This window comes from Vibrio sp. VP6 (assembly GCF_028823755.1).
GTDB lineage: Bacteria > Pseudomonadota > Gammaproteobacteria > Enterobacterales > Vibrionaceae > Vibrio > Vibrio parahaemolyticus.
This window is the reverse complement of sequence record NZ_JAPEID010000090.1, coordinates 1-3,947: the sequence shown is the minus strand read 5'-3', so window position 1 is coordinate 3,947 and position 3,947 is coordinate 1. Positions and strand designations below refer to the sequence as shown.

Genomic DNA, 3,947 nt, shown 5'->3' with positions numbered 1-3,947 from the left:
ATTAAAATATGAGCTTAACGTAGGATATTTTCCGTTTTCCAAGCGGACCCCTAAAGTGGCGTACGGCCTCAGCGATGAGCAGCAAGCCAAGTTGCTAGAGCCTATCGAGCGCAACAAAAACTTCACCGGTAGCCTTGCCGTGTCCATTCACGAACTCGGCAAAGCATTGGGCATACCACTGCGTTTTGATGTCCAGCGCGGCATTGCCGCCATCCACACCTTAAACACCATGCCTGATGTGCAGTGGGTACACGGCGCCAGCTTAAAAGAAGCGGTGGCGAATTTAGCCCACGTCTACGGTTGGCAATGGCATAACGACGGGGCTCGACCGTCTTGGATGAGCGATGACGATTATCCGCTGATGAGTGAATACGGCATCGTCACTCCCCGCGGCGCGTTTGATTTAGCGCTCGATACCGTCCTTGAGGGCTACCCCGTGCAAGCGCAGCTTATCCCCAGTTCGCGCAGTGTGTTTATTAGAGAGAAAGAATAATGAAGCTCAACACCATGAAACCCCATTTACTCTTTGTGCCTCTGGCCATGATGCTGCTAAACGGCTGCGTCAGTCAGGACTACCTTGACCACAAAGCCAATGCCGACCAAGTCCAAAAGCAGATGGAAGACGCGCGCTCAAAGAACGCGACACCACTTGGCAACGTGCAATACTTGACCAAACCGCCCGCTCTGGCCACGCCAATCAAACAAGACAAAGCGCCAAAGTGGCTCCAACAAGAAGTGCGCATCAAAGCCAATCAACTGCCTTTATCGCTTGTGCTCTCGATGCTCGTGCAAGGCACCAATGTGGAAGTGTCGTTTGACCCCGACGTAAACCCAAACACACCGATAACGGTCAACACCCGCGCCTCGCGTAAGTCGATTTTAAACCTCATCAGTAGCTTGACCCATTACGGCTTAACGCCAGAGCAAGACTCGCTCACGGTGGGGTACTATCAAACCGAAACCTTTGTATTGACCATTCCATCGGGCGCCAACTCCGCGCAACAAGGCAGTCAGAGCGAAGAAAGCAGCAGCGACGATGAAGGCGATACCTCGACCACCAAAGTCGATGGCCAGTACATTACGACGGTGTACAACAACACCGAAATCACCACCGAAATAGCAAAAGCGGTCGAAGCGGTCCTCAAAGATGAAAGCGAAGACGATGGCGATGAGCTCGTCGGTGACGTGCGTGTCGTACCTGGATTGACCGCCATCACCGTGCGCACCACGCCAAGTCGCATGGCACAGGTGCGCCGCCTGATTGACACCTATCAAGCCGAGCTGACTAAACAGGTCTTTCTTGATATTCGCGTACTGGAGTTTCGTTCGAACTTAGGCAAAGACCAAGGCATTGATTGGAACCTAGTCAAAGATGTCGGTGACGGCACCTTAAATTTCATCATTCCTGGCACGTCCGCGACCTCTGACTTGGTCAGTTCAAGCAGCGGTCTGGCTTTCCAAGGTACGGGGAAATGGGATGGCACCACCGCGTTTATCAAAGCGCTGGAGCAACAAGGCACCGTCTCAACCGATACACCGATTGGTATCTTGACCAGCAGCTCGCAACCGGCGCGCATCTCTCAGACGGTCAAAACGCCTTACCTGTCAGACATTTCAACCGAAGTGACCGACACCACCACCTCAACCAGCACCACGCGCGGCAATGTGGTGGAAGGCATCGACATGATGGTCAACACCAACGTGAAAGACGATTTCGTCTGGATACGCACCGCGGGCAAGTTAACCAAAATCGCCGGTGACAGCACCGAAACCATTGATGACGCCAGATTGCGCTTTATCTCCACGCGCAGCGCCGATTTGTCGTTCACCAACAAGCTGCGTTATGGCCAAACCGTCATCATCGGCTCAGTCAAGCAGCAAACCCAAACCGCCAATAAGTCGTCCAGTTTTGGCTTTGATGGCCTTGGCAGTCAAGTGAGCGGACAAGAGACCGTGGAAACGCTGATATTGCTGACCCCAAGGAGAGTGAAGTAATGACGCGCCTTCCTAACCATGTGGTGACGACGCAAACGTCGTCATCCCGCTGGCAACTGGCACGGCAATTCCCGGGCAAGTACCAGCTCACACTAGAAAGAGACGGGTGGCGTACGCGCTATTACAGCGATGAACCGACCGTCGCCATCAGTGAAGCGTGGCGAAACAAAGTGGAGCAAGACATCGCGCCTGACCATTGGTGTTTACTCGACTTTCACGAAAAAGACGTGCTGTTTTTTATGACCGTTCGCGGCCATGTGGTGCGTGAAGCGCGCCTGGTGCCACTGGATGAGCTGGATGAGGTGAAACTCAAACTGTGCGAGCAAGTGTTTGTCACTGAGAAACTGACACAAAGTGAGTCTGCGCCTAACTTAAGCGCGGTCAGTGACAAAGTGGATACGGCCCCAGTTCTTGAGCCTCAAGATAAACAAGCGTATGCACTGAAATCTCAGCGCCCGAAAACGCTGGCCGTGACGGCCATTGTGCTCGGTGTGTTGTTGATTGGCGTCAGTCAGTTCACTCACTACCAAGCCAAACCAAAAGACACAGTGCAACAAGTAATCGATGAATATCACGCCTACCGCACAGCGGTCGGGCGCGCTCAAAGCGCCGCCGATGGCATGATGCACGCCCTGTCCTTGACCGCAACCAGCGCCCTCGCTCCATCAGGGTGGGCGTTAAGCAAAATCTCGCTTAAAGGCAACAATCTGACTGCGGTCTTCAATCGTGAAGACGGTGGTTTGCTCTCAACCGCAAAAGCGTGGCTAGCCAAGCATTCCTTAAGCAATGCCGTCTTGACCATCGACACCCTTACCCTCAGTGAGCCCATGACGGGCAAACTGGACAAGTGGACGAAGGAGATGGCGCCCGCCGAATTGGGGCAACGCCTCGCTGACACGCTCATCAAATTGGGTTGGGACATCACCGACAGCAAAGAAAGCAAAGCGATGCTCACCAGTACGCTCGATATGACGCTGAAAAAAAGCGGCGTGACCTTAAGCGAACTGCGTTCTCTCGCCACACTTTATCAGCCCCTTCCGGTGGGCTTAAACGCATTCACGCTCACCCCGAGCGACGATGGCACTTACCGCGTTGAAATGCGCATTCAATACCTTGGAGACCTTTCATGAAAATCACCAAAGCCCATATTCAAATCGGGATCTTAGCAATAGGCGGGCTCTCTGTGGCGGGCATGTGGCTCGCCCCTCAATTCAACACGCCGCCGTCCATTTCAGTGCCCGCCAAACAAACGGCGCCAAGTACGGTTACTTCTACACCTTCACCAAAGGCTTTGCCCGATACGGTGGCGCCCGTGGTGAAGAAAAAGCCCAAACCACAATCGGTCACCCCCACTCTAACGCTCGATGTGAATGCGCAAAAGCTCATTAAACGCTCAGAGCAATTAGCGGTGGCTAAAATGGATTCACAGATTGCCGAAGAAAAATCACGCACTCGCAAGGCCAATCAAAAGGAAAGCAGTGAAGGGCGAAGCGATTACGTTCCGTCGGTGTCGGTGATTGAGCAACCTTACTCACCGCCTTCCGTGAGTCCCCATTCTTCTCAACTGGCCATTGACCGCTTCTCGCTCAGTGGCCTTTTTGTTGATGGCAATGAGGCAAGCGCCTATCTCGCTCTCGATGGTGGCCAACCGTTTCTGGTCAAAGCCGGTGATTCGGTTAAGGGCGTCAGTATCACCAACATCAACGGCAATGGGGTTCGCCTAAAACAAGGCGCGCGCATTCGCGTTCTGGAAGGTGGCCTATGAGTCACTTTCCCAAACTGACCGACAGCGAAGAAAAAACGCTGCTGACCTTGTGTCGTGACGATGGCTACACCATCGTCAATGCCGCGCTCACTGTGCAAACCTCGAATCTCAATGCGCCCAATCTGGGGCGCATCATGGACTTACTTCAAGGCAGTAAAGCCCTGCTCGGACAAGACGTCATCATCGA

General features: G+C 53.5%; 3 protein-coding genes and 2 pseudogenes. All 5 read left to right on the top strand.

Going from position 1 to position 3,947, the window contains the following annotated elements; translation table 11 throughout:
• Positions 1-493: pseudogene (locus OU793_RS23710) on the top strand (hypothetical protein); the annotation flags it as partial.
• Positions 494-507: 14 nt separating this feature from the next.
• Complete coding sequence (locus tag OU793_RS23705; protein WP_274647873.1) at positions 508-1,995, top strand: type II and III secretion system protein; 1,488 nt, start codon at positions 508-510, stop codon at positions 1,993-1,995.
• Positions 1,995-3,125: a hypothetical protein gene (locus OU793_RS23700; protein WP_274647872.1), complete on the top strand. Its 1,131-nt coding sequence runs from the start codon at positions 1,995-1,997 to the stop codon at positions 3,123-3,125. Before OU793_RS23705 ends, OU793_RS23700 begins: the two co-directional genes overlap by 1 nt.
• Positions 3,122-3,760 carry a hypothetical protein gene (locus OU793_RS23695; protein WP_025789137.1) on the top strand — a complete coding sequence of 213 codons (639 nt, stop codon included), beginning with the start codon at positions 3,122-3,124 and terminating at the stop codon, positions 3,758-3,760. The genes OU793_RS23700 and OU793_RS23695 overlap by 4 nt, the downstream gene beginning before the upstream one ends.
• Positions 3,757-3,947: pseudogene (locus OU793_RS23690) on the top strand (type II secretion protein); the annotation flags it as partial. The gene OU793_RS23695 and the pseudogene OU793_RS23690, both read left to right, overlap by 4 nt.

Coding starts and splice junctions, on each gene's coding strand:
- OU793_RS23705 (WP_274647873.1), top strand. CDS start 508: ATGAAACCCCATTTACTCTTTGTGCCTCTGGCCATGATGCTGCTAAAC.
- OU793_RS23700 (WP_274647872.1), top strand. CDS start 1,995: ATGACGCGCCTTCCTAACCATGTGGTGACGACGCAAACGTCGTCATCC.
- OU793_RS23695 (WP_025789137.1), top strand. CDS start 3,122: ATGAAAATCACCAAAGCCCATATTCAAATCGGGATCTTAGCAATAGGC.